This window comes from Streptomyces sp. NPDC006655 (assembly GCF_040703965.1).
Lineage (GTDB): Bacteria > Actinomycetota > Actinomycetes > Streptomycetales > Streptomycetaceae > Streptomyces.
This window is the reverse complement of record NZ_JBEYJU010000001.1, coordinates 123,828-147,255: the sequence shown is the minus strand read 5'-3', so window position 1 is coordinate 147,255 and position 23,428 is coordinate 123,828. Positions and strand designations below refer to the sequence as shown.

At 71.9% G+C, this 23,428-nt stretch carries 25 protein-coding genes; 13 read left to right on the top strand and 12 right to left on the bottom strand.

Annotation, left to right across the window (positions count from 1 at the left end; genetic code table 11):
• The first annotated feature begins 99 nt into the window (after positions 1–99).
• Together AB0958_RS00715 and AB0958_RS00710 are read left to right on the top strand one after the other, a co-directional pair.
• Positions 100–981, top strand: coding sequence for an alpha/beta hydrolase (locus tag AB0958_RS00715; RefSeq protein WP_366888092.1), 882 nt, complete (start codon positions 100–102; stop codon positions 979–981).
• A gap of 161 nt (positions 982–1,142) precedes the next feature.
• Entirely contained in the window at positions 1,143–1,490 is a 348-nt protein-coding gene (locus tag AB0958_RS00710) for a hypothetical protein (protein WP_366888091.1), read from the top strand.
• A gap of 61 nt (positions 1,491–1,551) precedes the next feature.
• Here the strand turns inward: AB0958_RS00710 and AB0958_RS00705 are convergent, their stop codons facing one another.
• The gene (locus AB0958_RS00705) at positions 1,552–2,346 is read right to left on the bottom strand and encodes a pectate lyase (RefSeq protein WP_366888090.1); all 795 of its coding nucleotides are present in this window, start codon (positions 2,344–2,346) and stop codon (positions 1,552–1,554) included.
• 403 nt (positions 2,347–2,749) lie between these two features.
• Between AB0958_RS00705 and AB0958_RS00700 the strand changes: the two genes are divergently transcribed.
• Positions 2,750–4,075, top strand: a complete 1,326-nt coding sequence (locus tag AB0958_RS00700; protein WP_366888089.1) for an SGNH/GDSL hydrolase family protein — start codon at positions 2,750–2,752, stop codon at positions 4,073–4,075.
• Positions 4,076–4,089: 14 nt separating this feature from the next.
• Here the strand turns inward: AB0958_RS00700 and AB0958_RS00695 are convergent, their stop codons facing one another.
• The 7 genes from AB0958_RS00695 to AB0958_RS00665 all read right to left on the bottom strand — a co-directional run bounded on the left by AB0958_RS00695 (position 4,090) and on the right by AB0958_RS00665 (position 10,929).
• Positions 4,090–5,445, bottom strand: coding sequence for a nucleobase:cation symporter-2 family protein (locus tag AB0958_RS00695; protein WP_366888088.1), 1,356 nt, complete (start codon positions 5,443–5,445; stop codon positions 4,090–4,092).
• A gap of 120 nt (positions 5,446–5,565) precedes the next feature.
• Positions 5,566–6,936, bottom strand: coding sequence for an FAD-dependent oxidoreductase (locus tag AB0958_RS00690; RefSeq protein WP_366888087.1), 1,371 nt, complete (start codon positions 6,934–6,936; stop codon positions 5,566–5,568).
• Positions 6,937–7,052: 116 nt separating this feature from the next.
• Positions 7,053–7,733, bottom strand: a complete 681-nt coding sequence (locus AB0958_RS00685; RefSeq protein WP_366888086.1) for a helix-turn-helix domain-containing protein — start codon at positions 7,731–7,733, stop codon at positions 7,053–7,055.
• A 135-nt stretch (positions 7,734–7,868) separates the two neighbouring features.
• Positions 7,869–8,591, bottom strand: coding sequence for an HAD-IA family hydrolase (locus AB0958_RS00680; RefSeq protein ID WP_366888085.1), 723 nt, complete (start codon positions 8,589–8,591; stop codon positions 7,869–7,871).
• 26 nt (positions 8,592–8,617) lie between these two features.
• Positions 8,618–9,283, bottom strand: a complete 666-nt coding sequence (locus AB0958_RS00675; protein WP_366888084.1) for a phosphatase PAP2 family protein — start codon at positions 9,281–9,283, stop codon at positions 8,618–8,620.
• 69 nt (positions 9,284–9,352) lie between these two features.
• On the bottom strand, positions 9,353–10,288 hold the full coding sequence (locus AB0958_RS00670) for a M56 family metallopeptidase (protein ID WP_366888083.1): 936 nt from the start codon (positions 10,286–10,288) through the stop codon (positions 9,353–9,355).
• 95 nt (positions 10,289–10,383) lie between these two features.
• Positions 10,384–10,929, bottom strand: coding sequence for a DUF5134 domain-containing protein (locus tag AB0958_RS00665; protein WP_366888171.1), 546 nt, complete (start codon positions 10,927–10,929; stop codon positions 10,384–10,386).
• Positions 10,930–11,134: 205 nt separating this feature from the next.
• Between AB0958_RS00665 and AB0958_RS00660 the strand changes: the two genes are divergently transcribed.
• Together AB0958_RS00660 and AB0958_RS00655 are read left to right on the top strand one after the other, a co-directional pair.
• Entirely contained in the window at positions 11,135–12,781 is a 1,647-nt protein-coding gene (locus AB0958_RS00660) for an FUSC family protein (protein WP_366888082.1), read from the top strand.
• Positions 12,778–13,398: a MarR family transcriptional regulator gene (locus AB0958_RS00655; protein ID WP_366888081.1), complete on the top strand. Its 621-nt coding sequence runs from the start codon at positions 12,778–12,780 to the stop codon at positions 13,396–13,398. The genes AB0958_RS00660 and AB0958_RS00655 overlap by 4 nt, the downstream gene beginning before the upstream one ends.
• A 34-nt stretch (positions 13,399–13,432) precedes the next feature.
• Here AB0958_RS00655 and AB0958_RS00650 read toward each other — a convergent pair whose 3' ends face one another.
• Entirely contained in the window at positions 13,433–13,825 is a 393-nt protein-coding gene (locus AB0958_RS00650) for a VOC family protein (RefSeq protein WP_360513649.1), read from the bottom strand.
• Between the two features lie 129 nt (positions 13,826–13,954).
• On the opposite strand from AB0958_RS00650, the gene AB0958_RS00645 reads away from it, so the two are divergent.
• A complete protein-coding gene (locus AB0958_RS00645) occupies positions 13,955–14,494 on the top strand; it encodes a GNAT family N-acetyltransferase (protein WP_366888170.1) in 540 nt (179 codons plus the stop codon).
• An 18-nt stretch (positions 14,495–14,512) separates the two neighbouring features.
• On the opposite strand, the gene AB0958_RS00640 is transcribed toward AB0958_RS00645, so the two are convergent.
• Positions 14,513–15,196 (bottom strand): glycerophosphodiester phosphodiesterase family protein, encoded by a 684-nt coding sequence (locus AB0958_RS00640; protein WP_366888080.1) that lies wholly within the window; start codon positions 15,194–15,196, stop codon positions 14,513–14,515.
• Positions 15,197–15,607: 411 nt separating this feature from the next.
• On the opposite strand from AB0958_RS00640, the gene AB0958_RS00635 reads away from it, so the two are divergent.
• From AB0958_RS00635 to AB0958_RS00620, 4 genes are all read left to right on the top strand, one after another.
• A complete protein-coding gene (locus AB0958_RS00635; protein ID WP_366888079.1) occupies positions 15,608–17,005 on the top strand; it encodes a DUF6421 family protein in 1,398 nt (465 codons plus the stop codon).
• 41 nt (positions 17,006–17,046) lie between these two features.
• Positions 17,047–17,793, top strand: coding sequence for an SDR family NAD(P)-dependent oxidoreductase (locus AB0958_RS00630; RefSeq protein WP_366888169.1), 747 nt, complete (start codon positions 17,047–17,049; stop codon positions 17,791–17,793).
• Entirely contained in the window at positions 17,790–18,863 is a 1,074-nt protein-coding gene (locus AB0958_RS00625) for a low specificity L-threonine aldolase (RefSeq protein ID WP_366888078.1), read from the top strand. The genes AB0958_RS00630 and AB0958_RS00625 overlap by 4 nt, the downstream gene beginning before the upstream one ends.
• 69 nt (positions 18,864–18,932) lie before the next feature.
• Positions 18,933–19,526, top strand: a complete 594-nt coding sequence (locus tag AB0958_RS00620; RefSeq protein WP_366888077.1) for a transglutaminase domain-containing protein — start codon at positions 18,933–18,935, stop codon at positions 19,524–19,526.
• A 274-nt stretch (positions 19,527–19,800) separates the two neighbouring features.
• Here the strand turns inward: AB0958_RS00620 and AB0958_RS00615 are convergent, their stop codons facing one another.
• Positions 19,801–20,529, bottom strand: a complete 729-nt coding sequence (locus AB0958_RS00615; protein ID WP_366888076.1) for a lysophospholipid acyltransferase family protein — start codon at positions 20,527–20,529, stop codon at positions 19,801–19,803.
• Positions 20,530–20,716: 187 nt separating this feature from the next.
• Entirely contained in the window at positions 20,717–21,133 is a 417-nt protein-coding gene (locus tag AB0958_RS00610) for a DUF4395 domain-containing protein (RefSeq protein ID WP_366888075.1), read from the bottom strand.
• Between the two features lie 105 nt (positions 21,134–21,238).
• Between AB0958_RS00610 and AB0958_RS00605 the strand changes: the two genes are divergently transcribed.
• The 3 genes from AB0958_RS00605 to AB0958_RS00595 all read left to right on the top strand — a co-directional run bounded on the left by AB0958_RS00605 (position 21,239) and on the right by AB0958_RS00595 (position 23,380).
• Positions 21,239–21,652 (top strand): thioredoxin family protein, encoded by a 414-nt coding sequence (locus AB0958_RS00605; protein ID WP_366888168.1) that lies wholly within the window; start codon positions 21,239–21,241, stop codon positions 21,650–21,652.
• 211 nt (positions 21,653–21,863) lie between these two features.
• Complete coding sequence (locus tag AB0958_RS00600; protein WP_366888074.1) at positions 21,864–22,373, top strand: flavin reductase family protein; 510 nt, start codon at positions 21,864–21,866, stop codon at positions 22,371–22,373.
• A gap of 218 nt (positions 22,374–22,591) precedes the next feature.
• A complete protein-coding gene (locus AB0958_RS00595; RefSeq protein ID WP_366888073.1) occupies positions 22,592–23,380 on the top strand; it encodes an electron transfer flavoprotein subunit beta/FixA family protein in 789 nt (262 codons plus the stop codon).
• Positions 23,381–23,428: the final 48 nt, after the last annotated feature.

The window sequence follows — 23,428 nt, the reverse complement described above, 5'->3', positions numbered from 1 at the left end:
GCCCCCGGACGCCCGCGAAACAGGAACCCGGGCCCGACACCACCCGCCCCACGGACAATCCGAGTGCGCTCTGCCGGTGGAGGCTGGCAAGATCCGCGTATGCCGATCGCTGAAGTGTCGCCCGGGGTGTCCCTCGCCTACGAAGGATTCGGCGATCCCGGTGACCCCCCTGTCCTGCTCGTGATGGGCTTCGGTGCCCAGATGATCGCCTGGCACGAGGACTTCTGCCAGGCGCTGGCGGACCGCGGGCGGTACGTGATCCGCTACGACAACCGGGACAGCGGTCTGTCCACCAAGTTCGACGAACACCCCGTCGACGTCGGCCGGTTCATCGCCGCGGTGCGCTCGGGGGACACGGCCGCAGCCCTCGCCATGGTCCCCTACGGTCTGCGGGACATGGCCGACGACGGCCTCGGCCTGCTCACCGTGCTCGGTGTCGAACGGGCCCACGTGGTCGGCGCGTCGATGGGCGGCATGATCGCCCAGACCATGGCCATCAGCCGGCCGGAGCGGGTGCTGACGCTCACGTCGATGATGTCCTCGACGGGGGAGAGCGCCTATGGCCGGTCCACCCCCGAGGCGCAGGCGGCGCTGTTCAGCCCGAGACCGTCGGACCGCGAGGGGTACATCGCGGCGGCGGACCGGGAACTGGTCTGGGCGTCGAGGCGCTACGGGGACCCCGCGGCCCTCCGGGAGCTGGCCGCGGCCAGTTACGACCGCGCCCACCACCCCGCCGGGATCGGACGCCAGCTCGGCGCGATGGTGCTGAGCGGCTCGCGCGCGGACGCGCTCCGGCAGCTGCGGGTGCCGACCCTGGTGATCCACGGCCTGGACGACACGCTGATCGACGTCAGCGGCGGCCGGCGCACCGCTGAGCTGGTGCCCGGAGCGGAGCTCCTCCTGGTCCCGGACATGGGGCACGACCGCCCGCGCCCGCTCTGGCCCGAGCTCATCGACGCCCTGGTGACGCACACCGGCTGAGCACACGGCCCGGGCGCCCGCCCCGCGCCCGGCCGTGATCCGCGAGATGCCACGGGACATGACGGACGATACGGTGGAGGCAGGTTGCAGCCCGAGTTCCCGTGAGTGGCGGATCCGGTACGGCTCCCCGGCCGCGTCCGCAGCACCGAAGCAGGTGAATCATGAACCGAACTCGTCGTCTCGCCGCCCTCGCGTTCCTGGTCACCCCCGGGCTCGCGATGAGTCCCGCGATGTCCGCCCACGCTCAGGCCGCCGTCCCGCCGGGCGCCGTGTCCCTCGCGGCGTGCCATGTCGAAACGGACTCGGCCGGGCGATATCACCTGTGGGGCGAGGGTTTCCCCAGGGACATGAGGGTGAGTTACTCGGGCGCCACCCCGCAGTCCTCCGCGGGCACCGTCTCCACGGACAGTGCGGGCAGGTTCGACCTCGGCGGGCTCACCGGCGGCACGTTCGTCGTGACGACGGCCGACGGGAAGACCCAACTCACCTGCGCCACGGTCCAGCACTGACGCGACGACCCGACGGGGGGCCGTCACCGCCCGCTGAGCGGTGACGGCCGGGCCGCCCGGCTCACTTGTAAGTGATGTCCGTACTCGCGTACTTGCAGTAGGTCCCGTCCGGCCCGCTCCCGTTCGTCGGCGGCTCCGCGCCCGTGTTGTTGCCGATGTACTTCTGGCAGGGCACGATCTTCTTGCTGCTGTCCCCGACGATCGTGATGTTCTTCAGCGTCGCGCTGTCACCGTAGTTGGTGTTGATGCCGACCAGCGCGCTGCCCTTGTAGGTCGCCTCGATCGTGTTGAGGTTGATCGTGCGCTTGTACTGCGTCTTGCAGTTGCCGCACGAGCGGACCAGCTTGCCGAAGTTCCGCACCGCGAAGTTGGACACGTTGAGGGTGCCGCCGCCGTTGAACTGGAACACCTTGTCGCTGGCCTCCTTCGCGCCACCGCCGGAGACGGTGTACACGTTGGACGACGAGGAGCCCTTGAACGTCGCCGCGTCCTCGCCGACGTCCTCCCACCACACGTTCTGGAGCGTGCAGCTGCCCTCGCAGTGGATCCCGTCCGCCGCGGGCGCGCCGATGATGAGGTTCTTGAGGACCGTGCCGGCCGCCAGGTCGAGGATCGGGTCCTGGTCCTCGCTCTGGCCGCCGGTTCCCAGGGCGCCGCTGCCGTACAGGCGCAGCATCCCGTAGTCCTTCGTGCCGGACAGCTTGATGGTCGCCGTGACCGCCTGGCTGCCGCTCGCGGTCGGCCAGGTGGCCGCGTTCGCCTGGCCGCCGCTAGTCATGATCATGCCAAATGGGAGTCCCAGGGCGGCCAGTCCGCTCAGCAGTGCGCGCGCACTGGTCCGTACTCGTGAAGTCATGTCCCGTATGCCTTCTTTCGAGGGGAGGGCCTAGTAGGGGGCCTGGTCGGTGCCTTTCGGATCGATGTTCTCTCCACTGAACGATGGGCGCCGGTATGAACAATTCGGCCAGAAACCTGTGTGGGCAGGGTCACCGGCAGGACCATCGGTCAGCCTGCTGGACGGAACGTAGGGTGAAAGCGCTTTCTAGTCAACGCCTCGCGCAGGATTCGACCGGTGTGGGCAGTGGGCCCCGCGCAGTGGCGTGGAAGCGCTTCCATGGCGGGCCATGTCCATGCCACGATGCCGGGAGCTCCCAGGCGAGCCACACCGGCAACAGCGCGGCCCCGACCGCGTACACGCTCAACGGCACCACCTGCACGGTCAGTTGACGGCCTCGTCACCACTCGACAGGAAGGTTCCCGTGAAGCCGCAGCCCAGCAGAACGCCACTCGCCACGCTCCTCAGCGTCTGTGTCCTCGCCCTCGCCCTGGTGGTGACCGTCACCGCCGTCACTGCGCTGGCCCGCGGCCCCCGGCAGGTGACCACCGGCGCCGCCCGTGCCGACCACTGGGTGGCCACCTGGACCGCGATGCCCCAGCTCACCGAGGTCGGCAATCTGCCGCCCGCGCCCTTCACGGGGGAGACGTCGGTGCTGGCCGACACCACCTTGCGCCAGACCGTCCGGGTGAGCACCGGCGGGCACCGGCTGAGGCTGCGTTTCTCCAACGCCTACGGCGACACCCCGCTCCCGCTCACCGCGGTGACCGTGGCGCTTCCCGAGGGCGGGCGGGCCGGCGTCGGCGCCGTCGTCCCCGGCAGCGTCCAGCCCGTCACCTTCTCCGGGCGCGCCGCCACCGTGGTACCCGTCGGCGCCCAGGTCGTCTCCGATCCCGTGGACCTGGAACTGGACCCCGGTGCCGAACTCACCGTCACGGCGTACACCGCGCAGGGCCAGCCCGACCACGCGCTCACCTCGCACCCCGGATCGCGCACCACGTCGTACCTCCTGCGCGGCGACCACGTCCAGGACCCGGACCTCAGCGGTGCCACACCGGTCGACCACTGGTACCTGCTCAGCGGCGTCGAAGTGCGGGCGTCGGCCGGGACCCGTGCCGTGGCCGTCGTCGGCGACTCCCTCACGGACGGGCGCGGCTCCACCACCAACGGCAACGACCGCTGGCCGGACCAGTTCTACGACCGGCTCCGGTCCATCCCCGCCACCTCGGGCATCGCGGTGATCAACCAGGCGGCGGGCGGCAACCGGGTCCTCAACGACGGCCTCGGCCCCAACCTCCTGGCCCGCCTCGACCGTGACGTCCTGTCCAGCAGCGGAGTCTCCTGGCTGATCGTCTTCGAGGGTGTCAACGACATCGGAACCGCCGCCGCCACCCCGCAGGCCCAGCGAGCCGTCGCCGACGACCTGATCGCCGCCTACCAGCAGATCGTCGTGCGCGCCCACGCCCAGGGCATCCGTGTCTACGGCGCCACCCTGACGCCCTTCGGCGGCAACGCGTACGACGACGGAGCGGGCGTGCGGGAGGCGGCGCGGCAGCGGGTCGACGCCTGGATCCGGGAACCCGGCCACTTCGACACGGTGCTCGACTTCGACCGGGTCGTGCGCGACCCGGCCGATCCCAGCCGACTGCGCGCCGACCTCCAGGTCGGCGACGGGCTCCACCTCAACCCGGCCGGCTACCGGGCGCTGGCCGCGGCGGTCCCCGCGCACCTGTTCGGCGCGGGCTCCTGACACGGCCAAGGGCCCTAGAAGGTCGGACCGGCTTCGGTCGGAACGGGCGCAGGGGTCGAACCCTCCTTCGCCGGAAGGTGGTTGAAGAGCAGGTTCAGGACGATCGCCGTCAGGCAGCCCGCGCTGATGCCGCTGTTCATCACCGTCTGGAACCAGTCGGGGAACTTCCCGTAGACCGCCGGCACCCCGACCGGCAGCAGGCCGACCGCCACCGACACGGCCACCACCGTCAGGTTGTTGTTGCCCTTGAAGTCGACGGTCGCGAGCGTGCGCAGACCGCTCGCCGCGACCGTCCCGAACATCACCAGACCCGCACCGCCCAGCACCGGCGCCGGAATCGCCGCGACCACCGCGCCCAGCTTGGGCAGCAGGCCGAGCAGCACCAGGATGCCGCCGGCCGCCGCGACCACCCAGCGGCTGCGCACCCGGGTCATCCCCACCAGGCCGACGTTCTGCGCGTACGCCGTGTACGGGAAGGTGTTGAAGACACCGCCGAGGACGGTCGACAGCCCGTCGGCGCGCAGCCCGTCGGCCAGGGACCGGGGCTCGACCGCCCGGCCGGTCATCTCGCCCACCGCGATCAGGTCACCGGTCGTCTCCGTCATGGTCACCAGGGCCACCACCAGCATGGAGACGATCGCCGAGACATGGAACGTCGGCGTGCCGAAGTGGAACGGCGTGCTGATGCCGAGCCAGTCGGCGTCCGCGACCCCGCCGAAGTCCGTGAACCCGAAGGGCACGGCCACCGCGAGGCCCACCGCGATGCCGGTCAGGACGGCGATCCTGGCCAGGTAGGCGGGTGCGAACCGCTGCACGCCGATCACCACCGCGAGCACGAAGGCGGCCAGTGCCAGGTTCTTGGGCTCCCCGAAGTCCTTGGCACCGGCGCCGCCCGCCGCCCAGTTGCCCGCGACCGGCAGCAGGGAGAGTCCGATGATCAGGATCACGGTGCCGGTGACCAGGGGCGGGAAGAAGCGCAACAGCCTGCCGAAGACCGGCGCGAGCAGCATGATCGCCAGGCCCGCCACGATCACCGAGCCGTAGATCGCGGGCAGCCCGCCGCCCGTCGTACCGATGAGGACCATCGGCGAGACCGCCGCGAACGTACAGCCCTGCATGATCGGCAGCCGTACGCCGAAGCGCCAGAGACCTACGCACTGGATGAGCGTCGCTATCCCGCACACCAACAGATCGGCGGTGATCAGGTACGCCAGGTCGGGGGCCGACAGCTTCATCGCACCGCCCACGATGAGCGGCACGGCGACGGCGCCCGCGTACATCGCGAGCACGTGCTGGAGGCCGAACGCGGCCAACTGCCGTACGGGCGGGACCTCGTCGACGGGGTGGACGGGGGCGGTGGTCGTGGCCATGGGGGCTCCAGTGCGGGGACGACATCCGGACAGCACGAGACCGTAAGCGGCTTGAACAGTTTGTTGATTTCTGGGGGGTTGCCGATACGTGTCATGCCCGCCGGGACGCGATCGACTCCGCTACGACTCCGTCCGCACCGCCGCCTGCCGTGCCCCCGTCCGCGCCGCCGCCAGCAGGGAGTCCCAGTCGGCGAGCTTGACCACGCTCCGGCCCAGCCGGGCGCCGAGCGCCGCCTCGGCCCGCTCGATCGCCTGCCAGCCCGTCCACTCCACCGGCTCGATGCCCTCCGAGCGCAGCGCGGCGACCGGATCCCGCGCCACCTCCCTGCGCAGCAGCACGGGTGCGTCCGCCAGCAGGGACGTCACCGTCTCCTTGGCGTCGGGCCGGTTGGTGCCGATGACGCCGGTCGGGCCCCGCTTGATCCAGCCCGCCACGTAGTCACCGGACACGCCGAAGCAGCTGTGCAGGACGCGGCCCGCCTCGTGCGGCACGGTGCCGCTCTCCTCGTCGAACGGGAGCCCGTCCAGCGGCACTCCGCGGTATCCCACCGAACGCAGCACCAACTGCGCCTCGACGGTCTCGTACCGGCCGGTGCCCCGCACGCCGCCGAGCCCGTCCGGCTCGGTGCGTTCGAAGAGCACCCCGCCCACCCGGCCGCCGTCGTCGAGCACCTCGACCGGGCGCAGGAAGAAGCGCAGCCGGATGCGGCGGTCACCGGACCGGCCGCCGCCCTCGCCCCAGCCGCGCAGCACCTCCACGTTGCGGCGCTGGGCGGCGGGCAGCGCCGACGGATCGGCGCAGTCCGGGTCGAGTGCCAACTCGCCTGGTTCCACGGTGACGTCGGTGTCGGGCAGGCCGCCGAGCTCGCGCAGCTCCTTGGTGGTGAACCGGGCTTGTGAGGGGCCCCGCCTGCCCACCACGTGGACCTCCCTTATCCGGCTTCGCGCGAGTGCCGTCAGGGCCGCCTGCGGCATGTCCGTCGGGCTCAGCTCCGCCGCGCCCCGGGCCAGCATCCGCGCCACGTCGACCGCGACGTTGCCGACGCCGATGACCACCGCCGACCGGGCGTCGCGTACGAACCCGGCGTCGACGGCGTCCGGATGGGCGCTGTACCAGGACACGAACTCGGTCGCCGACCAGCTGCCCGGCAGCTCCTCGCCGGGGATCCCGAGCCGCCGGTCGGTGGCCGCCCCGACGCAGTACACCACCGCGTGGTACAGCTCCCGCAGCCGCTCCACCGGCAGTCCGCCCGGCCCCCCGATCCGCACCCCGCCGAGGAACCGCACCCGCTCGTGCTCCAGGACGGTGCGCAGGTTGCCCTGCAGTGACTTGATCTTCTCGTGGTCCGGGGCGACCCCGTACCGCACCAGCCCGAACGGGCAGGGGAGCCGGTCCAGGACGTCCACCCGCACCGTGGAGTCGAGCTGGACGAGGTTCTGGGCGGTGTAGCACCCGCTCGGCCCGGAGCCGACGACGGCGACACGCAACACGAGGAGACTCCTTGCCCGAGGGGCTGGTGGCTCCAGCATCCCACCGGCCCGGCGACCTCGACAGGGGCCGCAGGGGTGAAGCGGGCGCGGGTCAACGTGCGCGGAGTGTGATGATCTTATCGCTCAGTGGTGTCGTGTCGGTGGTCCGTCCGGTCCTCCGTCGCGAAGAACCTGGACAGGTCCCGCCGTCCGGCCGACGGCGCGGAATCCGGCGGAAGGCCCAGCTCCCGGTCGAGGCCGTAGCGTGCGAACAGCTCCGCCCGCAGGACCGGTACGGGCATCGGGGCGCCCGGGACCAGTGCCGCGTACACGGCCCCCATCAGCAGGGCCCGCAGCATCGGGTAGTCGGTCGTCACGTCCTGCGAGCCGTACCGGGCGACGGTGTCGCCGAGCAGTTCCGCCAGCCGGCGCTGCTCGGGGCACTGCACGAACCCCTCGGCCTGGAGCAGGCCCGCCATGTGCTGACGCATCAGCACCGGCCGCTCGCCGGCGAGGCCCAGGATCGCGTCGATGGCCCGCGCCAGCCGTTCCCGGCCGTCCTCGGTGTGCGGTTCGTGCTCCAGCGCCTCTTCCAGCGTGCGGTGCATCAGCCGGTGCACGGCGGACTGGACCAGCTGCCGCTTGCCGGGGAAGTAGTACGACACAAGCCCCCGCGCCGACCCCGCCCGGTCTGCGATGTCGCCCAGCGTGGTGGCCTCGAAGCCGTGCTCGTCGACCAGCTCGACGGCGGCCTGCAGCAGTCGCTCCCGGGAACGCCGGCGCAACTCTTCATTGACCGATGCGCTGCGCGGGGACATCCTGGAACTCCTGCGTTGACTGGCTGCCAGCCAACTATAATCGACGCGGCGGCCACCGCACTGCGCGGGGGCAGGTCAGGGCTGCCGTCCGTCCGGGGCGACACGGGGGAGCGTCTCGGGCGGACGCGCGGCGGGTCAGGCCTGTGTGGGCGTGGCCGGTCGGCGGGCCACGCCCACCAGATCGAGGACCGGCAGCAGCGCGTCCGGCCGCTCGTCCACCGGCAGATGGTCCACGAAGTGCACCCGGCATCCGAGCGCCGCCGCCCCGCCGTCGGCGGCCCTGCTGTCCCCGACCATCACCGTCCCGGCCGGCACGGCCCCGAGCGCGTCCAGAGCGAGGGCGAAGAGCCGCGGGTCCGGCTTCTGGAACCCGTGCTCGTAGGAGAGGACGTACGTGTCCACGTACGCGTCGAGCCCGTGCGCGCGGAAGACCGGGCGCAGGTCCCAGCCGATGTTGCTGACCACGCCGATGCCGACGCCGTGCGCGCGCAGCGTGCGCAGCACCTCCTCGGTGTCCGGGTACGGCGCCCAGGCCGCCGGGGTCATGTGCCGCTCGTAGAGCGCGTCGTGCAGGGCCGGGTCCGGCAGTGTCACCCGACGGGACAGGCCGGTGTACGCGGCCCGGTGCAGTTCCGCGCTCTCGTCCCGCACGGCCCACACCTCGGCCAGCTCCTCGGGCAGCGCGACCGGGTTCGCCCCGCCGGGCTGTGCCCCGGCCACCTCGAGCGCGCGGGCGGCGTCCAGCAACTCCCCTTCGGGAAAGCCCACTTCGGCTGCGGCGAGCACCGCCCGCAGCCAGGATTCGGTGGACTCGACGCGGAAGAGGGTCCCGGAGAAGTCGAAGAGGACGGCAGTCATGCGCCGGACTCTACCGACGGCGCCGACTAGGCGTGTCCCCGGCCGCCGCGCTCCCACTCGTAGGCCAGCACCGCCAGGGCCACCACCAGCGCGCCGAGCAGCCAGCCGCCGAGCACGTCCGAGGGCCAGTGCACACCGAGCCAGACCCGGGTCACGCCGACGCCGGTGACCGACACCCAGGCCACCACCAGCGCCGTACGCCACACCGCACGACCGGTGCCGCAGCGGTGCAGCAGCCACAGCAGCAGGCCGCAGACCACCGTCGCGGTCATCGTGTGACCCGAGGGGAACGCGGCGTAGTGCGCCGAGTCCACGGGGTCCGGCCACTGCGGGCGCGGACGGCCCACGGCGGCCTTGAGGGACTGCTGGGCGACCGCGCCCAGCGCACAGGTCAGGGCCAGCCACAGCGCGGTCCACCAGGCCGAGTGCCGCCACACCAGCCACACCGCGACGGCCGCGCAGAGCAGGCGCATGGTCAGCGGGTCCCAGACCCAGTCGGCGAGGATCCGCAGCACATGGGTGGTGTCCCGGTCCGCCAGGGCCCAGCGGTGGGTGGTGCCGGCGATGCTCTCGTCCACCGCGAGAAGGGGCGGCCACTCGCCGGCGACGAGGGCGAGCAGCAGCGCCGAGGACAGGGCCAGAACGGCGGTCGTGAGGAGCGGGGCGGGGCGGTCGCTGGGTGCGGGTGGCATGGCGTGATCTTTGCCGAATCATTGCCCGAAGGCCAATTGGTCAGCTGGACAAGGCTTTACCCGAAGGCTTTAGCCGAACGCGCGCAGACCCGGGACGAGCGCCACCAGCACGGGGACCACCGGGACCAGGGTGGCCGTCGCGGTCAGCCGCAACCGGTGCCGGGCGGGGAGCCGGTCGGGGGCGGTGAGCAACCGCTGGACACGTTGCGGGACATGGCCGTGCGGGCTGTGTCCGGGGCCGAACACGCCCCTGTCCTCGTTCAGTTCGACCAGGGCGAGCGCGGTGGTGAGGCGGCCGTGCCGCCGGGAGGCCACGTCGTCGGCGGCCAGCTCGACCAGGCGGTGCATCTCCTCGCGGAACGCGGCGAACACCGGGACCTGCGGGAACCCGTCCGCCAGTGCGGCCGAGCAGTGCAGCAGCCAGTCGTGCCGGGCCTGCGCGTGCCCCTGCTCATGGGCGAGCACCGCGTCCAGCCGACGGCCCTTGAGTCGCCGTAACGCGGCCGTCGTGACGACGAGTCGAGGTGCCGGGCCGGGCAGCCACCAGGCGTCGGCACGCTCGCCCTCCAGGACGACGAGCCGGCCGCCCGCCGGTTCCTCGCCGGGCAACAACGGTGCCCGCAACAGGAGTTCGGCCCGCCGGCGGCGCAGCCGGGCCCTGGCCCGCAGCACCTCGCGCACCAGCATCGCTCCGCTCCACAGCCCCGCGCAGGCGAGGGCCACCGCGGTCGCCGCCGCCCACGGCCCGGCCGTACCGAGCGGGTAGGCGTCCGCCACCCGGCTCGGGGCGGTCGCGAACACGTGCCCGCGCACCGCCTGCCAGGCCGCCGCCGCGCTCAGCGTCATCGACAGCGCGCAGCACAGCAGTACGGCCGCCACCACGCACTGCCACATCCACAGGGCGACCACCGGCTCCCGTTCCGTCCAGTCGGCGCGGGCGAGCAGCCGCGGTCCGACGGCGGCCGTCAGGGCGCCGAGCAGCAGCAGTGCCACAGGGACCATCATGGCCAGCACCCTATGAGCGGGGGGCCGCGCAGGGGTACAGCCCGCTGCGCCAAAGTGACGCAGCCAACGTGTGCGCCGCGAGAGCCGTCACTTCCTCACAGCGTCAGCAGCATCGCCACCATGCCGATCCCCATCGACAACCGGCACGCGCGGGCCAGTTCGGGCCGGTCGCCCCAGCCGGCCGCCCCGGCTCCGGCGGCCGCCACCGCGCCGGGCACCAGGCGCGCCCCGGCCAGCAGGACGTAACCGGTGAAGTAGAGCAGCAACACCCCGGTCAGCAGCGGGACTCCGGAGCCGCCGTGGTGGTGGCCGCCGGGGGAGGCCGCCATCACGACCGCCATGTAGACCATCGCCGCGGCCCCCACCAGGTGGTGCAGATGGTGCGGGCCGCCGCGCGCGCTCCACAGCGCACGCACCGCCGCCGCGCCGAACACCGCCGCGTACAGAGGCCAGGCCCACCCCGGCGGGGTGAAGACGGTGGGCGGCACGGCCATCGCGGCCATGCCGAACCCCATCAGCGCCTCGCCGCCCGCGGCGCGCCGCTGTGCCTCGACGCTGCTGCGCATCCGCAGCAGGCAGTAGGCCCCGGTCGCCGCGCACAGCGCGACCAGCAGCCAGCCGGGCGAAGCCGGTCCGTGCACGCGCACCTCCCGCTCGACGTCGTACGTCGCATCGATGGATGCGATGCCCCGGCCGGACAGCGCGCACGCCAGCGCAAGGGTGTACACGGGGAGCATTCGCCGGAGCACGGCGCGTGATCAGGAGGTTGTGCCCCGTGTCGGGCCGGGTGGCCGGTCCGTCGTCCGTGAGTGTTTTACGAGTAAAACACATGCTAAATTGGCTGGTATGAGCACCCCGACCCGTCCCCTTCCCCTCGCCGGGGTGCTGCGCCTCGGCCGGCCCTCGGACATCTGGTTCAAGCCCGCCCTCAGCGTGGTCGCCGCGGTCGCCCCGCCCAACCTGGCCCTGCTGGCCCTCGGCCGCCTCGACCTGGCGATGTACACGATGGCCGGATCGCTGTGCGCCCTCTACGGCCACAACCGTCCCTACCCGGCGCGCGCCCGCATGCTCGCCGGGGTGATCCTCGGCATGGTCGCCGGCCTCGCCCTGGCCCTCACCACCGCCTCGCTCACCACGAACGCGGTCGTCCTGGTCACCGTCGGGGCCCTCCTGGCCGCCGTACAGAAGGCCCTCTGCGACGCCACCCGCGTCGGCCCGCCCGGAAACGTGGTCCTCACGTTCATCAGTTCCGCCTCGCTGTTCGCGCCACAGACCCCCGGCCAGGTCCCCGGCCATGTCGCGCTGGCCCTGGCGACGGGCGCCTGGGCCTGGCTCGTCGGCATGGCGCCGGGGCTGCTGCGCCCGCACGGCCCCGAGCGCCGGGCCACCGCCCACGCCCTCGACGCCACCGCCGCCTACGCCGCCACACGCGGAACGGCGGACGGCCACGCGAAGGCCCGCGCCGCCGCGGCCGCCGCCGTACAGGCCGCCTGGCAGTCCCTGCTGGCCACCGGGGCCCGCACCGACCGCACCCGCCGTGCCCTCGAACACCTCGTCGTCCGCGCCGAGGTCGCCCTCGCCGCACCCGCCGACGCCGACCCGGCCCCGCTCCGCGGCTGGGCCCGCGCCCTGCGCGGCACCGGACGCGTCCCCCGGGTGGCCGGGGCCGACGACGAACTCCTCGGCCTCGACGCCGAACTCGCCGCGCCGCACCGCCCGTTGTGGCACCGGCTGGGCCCCCTCACCCCCCTCGCCGCCCGCACCGCGCTCGGCTGCGCCCTCGCCGGTTACGCCTCCCTGGCCCTCGGCGTCGGCCGCCCGTACTGGGCGCTGGTCACCGCCGCCTCCCTCTACCAGGCCAACGTCACCCTCACCTGGAGCCGGGGCGTCCAGCGCGTCGTCGGCAACGTCCTCGGCGTCCTCGTCTTCGCCGCCGTCGTACCGCTCGCCCATCTGCACCCGGTCGCCCTGGTGCTGTGCTGTCTCGCCTTCAACTTCGGTGCCGAGGCGCTGATCAGCCGCAACTACTGGCTCGGCAGCGTCTGCGTCACCCCCATGGCCCTGCTCGTCACCGAGTTCGCCCGCGCCCAGGACGCCGGACAGCTGATCACCGAACGGGTCGTCGACACGCTGGTCGGCGCGCTGGTGGGCTTCGGCACTGCGGTCGTCGTCACCAACCGCCGGGCCGGCGACCGCATCGAACACGCGCTGGCCGCCGTCGAACGGGCCCGTGAACAGGCCGCCCGCCTGCTCGCCGAGCCGCAGCCGGCCCCCCGCGCCCTGGAGACCGCCCGGCGCACCCTGGCCGCCGCCCTCGCCGAACTGCGCGCCACGGCCGACGCCGCGTCCGGCGAGTGGTGGCAACGCGCGCTGCCCCAGGAGCGGGTCGTGCTCGCCGAACAGTCCGGACACCGTACGCTCGCCGCGACGGTACGACGCCAGGGACCGCACACCTGGGACGGCGCGAGGACAACGGAGGACGTACGGCCATGACGGCGACCCACGGACGACCGGCGGCCGACGGCGGGACGGGGAGGGAAGCGGCAGGGAGCGGGGCACCGGACGCGGCCGGCGAGGCCACGCGGGGCCCGGACGGGACCGCGGGCCGGGACGACACCGTCGCCGCGGTCGTCCGGCAGTGGCGGTCCGTCCATCCCGACCTGGACACCGGGCCCATGGAAGTGATCGGCCGCATCAACCGCTGCGCCGCCCTCCTCCAGCAGGCCGAGGACGCCCCGCTGCGCCGGGCGGGCCTCAGCCGCCCCGAGTTCGACCTGCTCGGTGCGCTGCGCCGCACCGGCCACGAACTGACCCCGAGCGAACTCGCCAAGGAGACCTTCTCCTCGGGCGCCGCCGTCACCAAACGCCTCAAACAGCTCACCGAGCGCGGTCTGGTCGAGCGGCGTGGTGACGCCCGGGACCGCAGGGTCGCCCACCTCCGCCTCACCGACGCCGGCCGTGAGCTCGTCGACGGCATCCTGCCCGAGCAGCTCGGCTACGAGACGGCCGTCCTGTCCGTCCTGGCCCCGCAGGGTCAGGGCGAACTCGCCGGGCTGCTCGCCGAGTTGCTGGGCCGGCTGGAGGGCAGGATGGGCGCGCTGCGGGTCTGAGCCCCTGCCGCCGGATCCCCGGGCCGGTAGCGCATCAGATCCCCGGCCGGTAGCGCAGGGGGTGGTCGGCCGGTACCTCCACCAGCACGATCCTGATGCCGTCCGGGTCGGTGATCCACATCTCGACCAGGCCCCACGGCTCCCGCACCGGCGGCCGTACGATCTCGACGCCCTTCGCCACCAGCTCCTCGTGCGCCGCCGCGGCGTCCGCGACCTGGAGCCACAGCTGCACGGCCGGTGCGGCGGCGGCGTCCGAGCGCCCGGAGACCTCCAGGAATCCGCCGCCGAGGAAATAGACCGTGCCCCGCTCCGGGCCGGTACCGAACTCGCGGTAGACGGGGAGGCCGAGCTGCTCGCCGTAGAAGGCGCGGGAGCGCTCGGGGTCGGTGGGGTGGACCAGGGTACGGCTGCTGAGTACGTGCACCATGGGACCGGAGCGTAGTGCCCGGCCGCGGACGATCCCCGGAATCCCGGAGCCGAACAGCGGCGATAGGCTCGTCCCCGGCTCACCGCGCCCGAGATCGGAGAACCGCCCATGGAGCCCGTGGACAACACCATGGACAGCGCCCCCGCCGCACTTGCCTTCCGCGCCGCCACCGACGCCGACGTGGACGTGCTGGTCGCGCTCATCGAGTCGGCCTACCGGGGCGACGCCAGCCGGGCCGGCTGGACCACCGAGGCGGACATCCTGGACGGGCAGCGGACCGACCCCGAGGGCGTCCTCCAGGTGATCAAGTCGCCGGACAGCGAACTGCTCACCGTCGAGCGGGACGGCCGGGTCGTCGCCTGCTGCCAGCTCGAACACCGCGGCACCCACGCCTACTTCGGCATGTTCGCGGTCAGCCCCGCCCTCCAGGGTGCCGGCCTCGGCAAGGCCGTCATCGCCGAGGCGGAGCGCCGAGCCCGGCAGGACTGGGGCGCCACGGAGATGCACATGACGGTGATCTCCGTCCGCGACGACCTGATCGCCTGGTACGAGCGGCGCGGCTACCGCCGTACGGGAGAGATGACCCCGTTCCCGTACGGCGACGAGCGCTTCGGTATCCCGCTGCGCGCCGATCTGCGGTTCGAGTTGCTGGTCAAGCCCCTGGTGTGACCCCCGGGTGGGGTGAGCTCAGGCGGTGAAGCGGGCGGTGCGCTTGATCTCCGGGTAGTCGGTGGTCGCGCCGTCCAGTTGCAGGGCGCGGACCAGCCGCAGCTGGTCCTGGGTGTTCACCACCCAGCCGATCACCCGCAGGTCCGCCTTGCGGGCGTGCTCGACGACCTCCAGGGTCAGCCGCCGGATGTCGAGGCAGAGGGTCGCCGCCCTCGCCTCCCGGGCCCGCTCCACCACGTCGGTGCCGTACCGGCTGGCGATCAGCGCGGTCCGTACCCCCGGCACCAGTCTGGCGATCTCGGCGACGGCCTCGTCGTGGAACGAGGACACCTCCACCCGGGACACCAGGTCCCGCCGCTGCATGACCTCGGCCAGCGCGCGGGCCGCCGCGACGTCCTTGATCTCGGCCTGGAGCGGGGACTGCACCGCCTCCAGGACTTCCTCGAACACCGGCACCCGTTCGCCCCGGCCCGCGTCAAGGGCGCGCAGTTCCTCCAGGGTCTTCTCGGCGATCGGGCCGGAGCCGTCGGTCGTGCGGTCCACCTCGGCGTCGTGCATGACGACCAGGGCGCCGTCCTTGCTGAGGTGCAGATCGAGTTCGATCAGGTCAAGGCCGGCCTGCTGCGCGGCGACGAAGGAACGGAGGGTGTTCTCGGGCTCGACGCCCATGACTCCGCGATGACCGATGGTAAGGAAGTTCAAGATTCATCTCGCTTCCGTCGACGGCGGCGGTGGGGTGCGCGCGGACCGTACGACGGGACGTGGCTGTCCACGCGGCTGGGCGCAGCCTAATGGCCGCCCGTCACGATGAACCCGTATGTACACGGGGGGATTGGAGCGCCGGGCGCGCGGTGTCTGGTCCCTGACCCCACTGGCGGTCACCCGGGCGTGGGCGCGTTGCGCCGTGCATTGACCGGCCGGATCCATGCGGTGCCCCGGAACTGACGCACCTTCACCTCCGGTCGTGGATGTGACTGCATTCACGGTTTCACACAGGAAAAAGCGCGGTGAAGATGCGGTGGTGCAGGATAATTTCCTGAGGGCCCCCTTGCTGGGAGAAACCCCGTATGCATACGGTGTCCTAACGGAAGCATCTCCCGTGGAGGATGGATCATGACGGAAGTTCTTGTGCAGGTGGGCTCGGAGGAGCAGGTTCCTCCCGTGACCAGGGTGGTCGAGCACCCGGCGTGGCCCGTGCTCAAGAATGCCGTGGAGCGGATCCGGCCATGGCAGTCCAAGGACGGTTCCATCGACTTCGCCGCCGAGGGCGCGCCGGGACGCGGCGACGCCGGGCGGGCCGTGGACGTCGTGGTCGATGCCGTCGAGGAGCTGTCGCCGCTGCTGCCGCACGACGCCCAGTACCACCGGGCCCTGGTCCGTGACCTCCGTACGTGGGCGGACGGCGGCTTCCAGGTGCCCGACTTCCTGGACTCGCTGCTGGCCTTCCAGCCCGCCGCGGACCGCGCGGACGGCCTCCAGCACCTGGTCGTCTTCCCGATGTACACGCAGAACGGCAACCCGGACCGCAACCTGGAGGCGGTCGTGCTGCGCATGGTCTGGCCGGACTGGCTGGCCGAGCTGGAGCGCACCCGCTACGACAACCCGCTGTTCTGCGGCATCAAGTTCGAGGACTTCACGGCCGGCTACGACACCAACTCCGCCGTCCTCTTCCCCGAGACCATCGCCGTGCGCGAGGCGCCGGAACGTTTCTCTTGGGGTGGCATCTTCTGCGACCGTGAGGCCGCCCGGTTCCGCCGGGTCACCGACGCGGCCGTCGGCATCCTGGGCCTGAACCTGCCCGAGGACATCGCCGCCATGGTCCACGACCAGAAGCGCTGCGAGGAGGCCTTCGTGCTGTGGGACATGGTCCACGACCGCACCCACAGCCACGGCGACCTGCCGTTCGACCCGTTCATGATCAAGCAGCGCCAGCCGTTCTGGATGTACGGCCTGGAGGAGCTGCGCTGCGATCTCACCGCCTTCAAGGAGGCCGTCAAGCTGGCGGCCGACGGCGTCCCGCAGGCCCGTGACGTGCAGTACGCGGTGCTCTTCGACCGCATGTTCCGCTTCCCGGTCACCGGCGACCGGGTCCGCAACTACGACGGGCTCGGCGGCCAGCTGCTCTTCGCCTACCTGCACAAGCACGACGTGGTCCGCTGGACCGACAACAAGCTCGCCATCGACTGGGAGCGCGCCCCGCTGGTCACCAACCAGCTCTGCGCCGAGATCGAGAAGCTGTACAAGGACGGCATCGACCGCCCGAAGCTCGTCCACTGGTTCGCCGGCTACGAACTGGTCGCCACCTACCTCGCCCCGCACCCCGGCTCCAAGTGGGCCAAGGGCCCCGACGCCCTCGACCTGAGCCTGCCGCCCCGCAAGCTCGTGGACGACGTGCTTCCGGACGAGTTTCCGCTGAGCATGTTCTACGAGGCCCTGTCCAAGAAGCTGAAGAACGTGATCGCCGAGACCAAGGGCATCACCGCGGACAGCGCCGAGCCGGTCGCCGCGTGAGCGAGCGGCCGCGGAACTCCGCTCAAGAGGGGAAGCACATGGTGGGCAACGGGTCTCTCAGTGGTGCAGTGATCGCGGTGGCGGGCGCGGGCGGCCCCGCGGGCAGGGCGACGCTGCTGCGTCTGGCGGAGGCGGGCGCGACCGTCGTGGGGGCGGACAACGACCCGCAGCGGTTGTCGGAGGCCGTGGACGCGGCCCGCTACGCGTCCGGCGGCGCCAGCGTCATCGGGGACACGGTCGACCTGCTCGACCTCCGGTCCACCCGGGACTGGGCCGCCCACGTCGAGAAGGACTTCGGCCGCGTCGACGGCCTGGTGCACCTGGTCGGCGGCTGGCGGGGCAGCGAGACCTTCACCAAGACCAGCCTGGACGACTGGGACTTCCTGGAACTGCTCCTCGTCAAGACCGTGCAGCACACCTCCCTCGCCTTCCACGAGGCGCTGCAGCGCAGCGAGCGCGGCAGGTACGTCCTGATCAGCGCGGCCGCCGCGAGCAGGCCCACCGCGGGCAACGCCGCGTACGCCGCGGGCAAGGCCGCCGCGGAGGCGTGGACGCTCGCCCTGGCCGACTTCTTCCGCAAGGCCGGGGGGCCCGAGGGCCCCACCTCGGCCGCTGCCATCCTGGTGGTGAAGGCGTTGGTGCACGACGCGATGCGTGCCGAGCGGCCCAACGCGAAGTTCGCGGGCTTCACCGATGTCAAGGACCTGGCCGAGGCCATCGAAGGCGTCTGGAGCAAGTCCGCCGCCGAAGTGAACGGAAACCGTCTGTGGCTGACCGAGAAGCCGTGAACCCTCCGAAGACCGACGCGCGTCGCCACCACGACCCGCAGGTCCGCGGTTTCGCCAGTGACAACTACGCCGGTGCGCACCCCGAGGTGCTGGCCGCCCTGGCCCTGGCCAACGGCGGCCACCAGGTGGCCTACGGTGAGGACGAGTACACCGAGAACCTCCAGCGGATCGTCCGCAGCCACTTCGGGGCCACCGCCGAGGCCTTCCCGGTGTTCAACGGCACCGGGGCGAACGTCGTCGCGCTCCAGGCGGTCACCGACCGCTGGGGCGCGGTGATCTGCGCCGAGAGCGCGCACGTCAACGTCGACGAGGGCGGCGCCCCCGAGCGCATGGGCGGCCTCAAACTGCTCACCGTGCCCACTCCCGACGGCAAGCTCACCCCGGAGCTCATCGACCGGCAGGCGTACGGCTGGGACGACGAGCACCGGGCGATGCCGCAGGTCGTGTCCATCGCCCAGAGCACCGAGCTGGGCACCCTCTACACCCCGGACGAGATCCGCGCGATCTGCGAGCACGCCCACGCGCACGGCATGAAGGTGCACCTGGACGGCTCCCGGATAGCCAACGCGGCGGCCTCCCTGGACGTTCCGATGCGCACGTTCACCAACGCCGTCGGCGTGGACATCCTCTCCCTGGGCGGCACCAAGAACGGCGCCGTGTTCGGCGAGGCGGTCGTGGTGATCAACCAGGACGCGGTCAGCCACATGAAGCACCTGCGCAAGCTGTCCATGCAGCTCGCCTCCAAGATGCGCTTCGTGTCGGTGCAGCTGGAGGCCCTGCTCGCCAAGGACCTGTGGCTGCGCAACGCCCGGCACGCCAACGACATGGCCCAGCGGCTCGCCGAGGGCGTCCGTGCCGTGCACGGCGTGGAGATCCTGTACCCGGTGCAGGCCAACGGTGTCTTCGCCCGGCTCCCGCACGACGTGAGTCTGCGCCTGCAGAAGCGGTTCCGGTTCTACTTCTGGGACGAGGCCGCCGGCGACGTGCGCTGGATGTGCGCCTTCGACACGACCGAGGAGGACGTGGACGCGTTCGTGGCCGCGCTCAAGGAGGAGATGGCGCGCCTGTAACTGCATAGATATGCGGTCACCTGAAAAATCATTGACGCTCGGGTGATCGCGTTTCTATGCTGTGCCGCCATGGAGCTGATCCAGAACACCACCGACCTGTCCGCATATCTGGCCGCCGACGAGGCGATCGACCACCACCACCCGGTGGTGCGTGAGGCGGCCGCGAGGCTGGCGGGGGAGGCGGACGACTCGTATGCCTATGCGCGGGCGGCGTACGAGTTCGTACGGGACGCAATCCCGCACTCCGCCGATTCCGGCGACCCCCGGGTCACCTGGCGCGCCTCGGACGTCCTGGCGCGGCGCACGGGCATCTGCTACGCCAAGGCCCACGCCCTCGCCGCCCTGCTGCGGGCCGAGGACATCCCGGCGGCCCTGTGCTACCAGCGGCTGGCGCACGACGACGGTACGGGATGGGCGGTGCACGGTCTGGTCGCCGTCCGCTTCCACGGCGCCTGGCACCGGCAGGACCCGCGCGGCAACAAACCGGGCGTCGACGCCCGCTTCTCCCTCGACGGCGAGCGGCTGGCCTGGATCCCGGACCGGCAGCGCGACGAGGTGGACTATCCGCTCCTGTACGCCGAACCGCACCCGGCCGTGCTCGGCGCCCTGAAAGCGGCACGAGACCGCGCGCACCTCTGGAAGACATTGCCCGCCGCACTCTGACGCGGGACGGACGGCGCCCGCGCTCACCCTGCTCGGGGAGTCCCTCGGCCGGAGCTGGGGGAGTGTGCCGGGTACCGCGACGGGGCGAACGTTGCCCGGTGCAGTGCAGTGCGGTGCGGTGCGGTGCGGTGCAGTGCGGTGCGGTGCGGTGCGGTGCGGGGCAGTGCGGTGCAGTGCAGTGCGGTGCGGTGCAGTGCGCGGAATCGCCTGCCGCCGGACTCGAACAGCCTGCCCCAGGCCGGGGCCCGGGTGCGCGGCCGGGGCGCGGTGGGGCTCAGATCGCCTCGGCTGCCTTCAGCTGCTCCGGGGTGGGGGCCGAGCCGCCCAGGTGGGCCGGGAGCCACCAGGTGTCCGTGGTGTCCTTCGGGCGGGCCGGGTAGGCGCGCTGGGCGGCGTCCAGCAGCTCCTGGACGCGGCCGCGCAGCCGACGGGTGATGGCGCCCGCGTACTGGTCGCGGGGTGCCTCGACCGGCTCGCCGACCCGGATGGTGACGGGGAGGTGGTTGCGCTTGAAGTTGCGCGGCTGGCCCTTGGTCCAGATGCGCTGGGTCCCCCACAGTGCCATCGGCACGAGCGGGACCCCGGCCTCCTGGGCGAGGCGGGCGGCGCCCGACTTGAAGCTCTTCAGGGTGAAGGACTGGGAGATGGTCGCCTCCGGGAAGACCCCCACGATCTCACCGGACTTCAGCGAGTCGAGCGCGTGCTGGTACGCCGTCTCGCCCTGCGCGCGGTCCACCGGGATGTGCTTCATCCCCCGCATCAGAGGACCTGAGATCCGGTGCCGGAAGACCGACTCCTTCGCCATGAACCGCACCAGGCGCTTCTGCGGCAGTGCCGCCAGGCCGTCGAAGACGAAGTCGAGATAGCTGATGTGATTGCTCACCAGCACCGCACCGCCCGAGCGCGGGATGTTCTCCGACCCCTGGCAGTCGATCTTCAGGTCCCAGACCTTGAACAGCGTCTTGGCGAAACCGATGACGGGACGGTAGACCAGCTCTGCCATGGGCGGGACGGACCCTTTCTGCTCTGCCTGGGAAAGGGGCTCCCGGCGGTAAGTTACGCAGCCGTAGGTTAACGGCGTCTCGCAGATCGTGCCCGAAGAACGGACGGGGAGCCAGTCCTGGTGCCGGGGAGCGGCGAGATCCTCGTCACGTTGGCCTAGTGATCCACCTCGTCCTTTTAACCACCCTTTACTCCGCGCGTACCGTCAGCCTCCGCACGAGCAGGAACATCTCGCACCCCAGGCAGTATCCGAACGCCGCGTTGAGGAAAGCCGCGGCGAGCGCGGCCCCGGTCGCCGCCAGCCCCAACCACTCGGGGCCGAGGGTGAATCCGACCAGACCCAGCCCGGCGAAGACCAGCCCCACCGCCTGCGCGAACCGGGGCGGCTCCGGCGCCTCGAACTCCGTCGGGGGAGCGAGCCTCGGGCGGACGGCGGTCCGGAAGACCCAGCCGTACGGTGAGCGGCCCACCCCGCCGGCCGCGCCGAACGCGAACGCCAGCGTCTGCCAGGCCAGGATCCAAGGGCTGCGGGTGATCAGTGCGGCGGCCAGCACGACCGTCGTCACGGCCGCGCCGAACCGCGGCCCACGTGCGTCGATGTCCATGAACCAAGGATTCCGCCCCGGAGGCCGCGGTGGGGCCGGGAATCTTTGCAGTCTTGTGAACGCTGCTGCCGGTGACGGGCCGCCGCGTGCCAACCTGTCCGGATGGTGACCGGACTGGTGGTGTGCGTGGCGGTGCTCGCGGCGGCGAGCGTCTACGGAGTGCTGCACAGGCGGCGGAGCGGGAGGGTACGGGTGCGCGGGCGGGACGAGGGGAAGCGGCTCGGGGCGGCGGAACTCGGCGGCGAACTGGGCGAGCGGGCCACGCTGGTGCAGTTCTCCAGCGCGTTCTGCGCCCCCTGTCGGGCCACCCGACGGGTTCTGGACGAGGTCGCGGGGATGGTCCCCGGCGTGGCCCACGTCGAGATCGACGCGGAGGCGCATCTCGACCTCGTGCGCGCGCTGGACATCCTCAAGACGCCCACCGTACTGGTGCTCGACGCGCAGGGGCGGGTGGTGCGCCGGGCCACCGGACAGCCCCGCAGGGCGGATGTCATCGCGGCGCTGGGAGAGGCGGTCTGACGGACGTGCCGATGACGGTGAGGCAGCTCCCATATGCCGGGACGTACTTGACTGGGCGCACCACCTATCGTCAGCCTGACCGTATGCCTCCTCAGGAACTCCTTCTCTTCGGGCGGGTCCACGTGGACCTGGCCCGCACCGCGAGCGCGCGCTGTCCGGGCTGTTGAGCAGCGACGGACCCGAAGACCGCCTCCCGCAGAAGGAAAACTCCATGACGGCCACGCCCGACCTCGGCACGCCCCAGCTCGCCTCTCCCGATCTGCTCCGCTCCGCCTTCCGGCGGCACGCGGCCGGCGTCGCGGTGATCACCGCCTCCGACGCCGACGGCCCGGTCGGCTTCACCGCCACCTCCCTGGTGTCCGTCTCCGCCGAGCCGCCGATGCTCTCCTTCGGCATCGGCACGGGCGCCTCCAGTTGGCCCGCGATATCCACCGCCGAGCACATCGGCGTCCACATCCTCGGCGAGCACCAGGCGGAGCTCGCGGCCACCTTCGCGCGCAGCGGCGCCGACCGCTTCGGGGCGTCCACCGGCTGGCGCGAGGGGCACGCGGGTGTCCCCGTCCTCGACGACGTGCTGGTCTGGCTGGTCTGCCGGATCGTCGCCCGGGTGCCGGCCGGCGACCATCGCATCGTGCTGGCCGAGGTGGTCCTCGGCGATCCCTCCAGGGCCGGCCGCCCGCTCCTCTACCACCAGGGCGGCTTCAGCGGTCTGCGGGATTGATCACGCGCCCCGGGTTCCGCGAGACCGTCGGGTTCCGGTTACGCTGCGTTGCGAAGGTCACAGTTCAAAGCGCTTGCTTAGCGGGAACGAACTGAGTGTACTGACGAGTAATATTTCGTTCGGAGCGCGCGGCCGCCCCGACCGGGATCAGCCGCTTCAGGAGCCTATGCTGCCTGCAAGAGGCAGCCCAGAAAAGACGATGCAGTAGGAGAGCCGGCGTGAGCCTGAGGATCGTTGTCACTGTGAAGTACGTGCCCGACGCCACTGGCGACCGGCACTTCGCCGATGACCTGACCGTCGACCGTGACGACGTGGACGGTCTGCTCTCCGAGCTCGACGAGTACGCGGTCGAACAGGCGCTGCAGATCTCGGAGAACTCGGACGACGACGTCGAGGTCACCGTCCTGACCGTCGGTCCCGAGGACGCCAAGGACGCGCTGCGCAAGGCGCTGTCGATGGGCGCGGACAAGGCGATCCACGTCGAGGACGACGACCTGCACGGCACCGACGCGATCGGCACCTCGCTGGTGCTGGCGAAGGCGATCGAGAAGGCCGGCTTCGACCTGGTGGTCTCCGGAATGGCCTCCACCGACGGCACCATGGGTGTCGTCCCGGCGCTGCTGGCCGAGCGCCTCGGTGTCCCGCAGGTCACCCTGCTCTCGGAGGTCTCGGTCGAGGACGGCACGGTCAAGGGCCGCCGGGACGGCGACGCCGCCTCCGAGACGCTGGAGGCGCAGCTTCCGGCCGTCGTGTCGGTGACCGACCAGTCGGGTGAGGCGCGGTACCCGTCCTTCAAGGGCATCATGGCGGCCAAGAAGAAGCCGGTGACCTCCTGGGACCTGTCCGACCTCGACATCGAGGCGGAGGAGGTCGGTCTGGAGGGTTCCTGGACCAAGGTCGAGGACGCCGCCGCGCGTCCGGCCCGTACCGCCGGCACGATCGTCAAGGACGAGGGCGAGGGCGGCAAGCAGCTCGCCGAGTTCCTCGCGGGCCAGAAGTTCATCTGAGCCCCGCAGTCGCCGACCGCACCTCAACTTCGTTTCGCAGGAGAGCAA